Annotated in this window: 1 tRNA gene; it reads left to right on the top strand. The window is 55.3% G+C overall.

The features are described 5' to 3' along the window. The first annotated feature begins 361 nt into the window (after nucleotides 1-361). A tRNA-Asp gene (locus tag HMPREF2724_RS01255) sits at nucleotides 362-438 on the top strand. The last annotated feature ends 115 nt before the right edge of the window (nucleotides 439-553 follow it).

The following is a 553-nucleotide window of genomic DNA, read 5'->3' on the forward strand; positions in this document are numbered from 1 at the left end:
ATCACTGTGTAGGGGTGAGTTGGGGTGGGGGAGTTGTTTCACCGGGGCGGGGCTTAGAGGCGCGGCGCGTGCTTCAAAAACGTCTTTATGGCGACGTAGAGGGCCGCTGAAGCCGTGAGGTGTGGCTCGGCTCGAAGAGGCGGCGTCGGCAAGCGCACGCGCCTTTACAGCGCCTTATATGGCTTGGCCTGAAATCTTTGCGTGTGCGCCTGCCTATATTTTGCGTTGCCTCATGCGGCCTTTTGAAAAACTGGTGCGCAAGAGTAGAGAAAACCGCAGTTAAACTGCAGATTTGTTTGATTTCAGCAACGTTGTGTAAAGTAACTATCCGTGCCCAATGAGGTACGAAAAATTGAAAAATGGCCATGTGGCGCAGTTGGTTAGCGCGCCGCCCTGTCACGGCGGAGGTCGCGGGCTCAAGTCCCGTCAGGGTCGCCATATTGATAAGCCGGTTCCAGTGATGGAGCCGGCTTTTTCTTTTGCTTTCTTTCGTTTAAGTCCCCGCTCGAGATCTACTGGGGCCATCACTGTGTAGGGGTGAGTTGGGGTGGGG

This window comes from Corynebacterium sp. HMSC071F07, assembly GCF_001810285.1.
GTDB lineage: Bacteria > Actinomycetota > Actinomycetes > Mycobacteriales > Mycobacteriaceae > Corynebacterium > Corynebacterium simulans.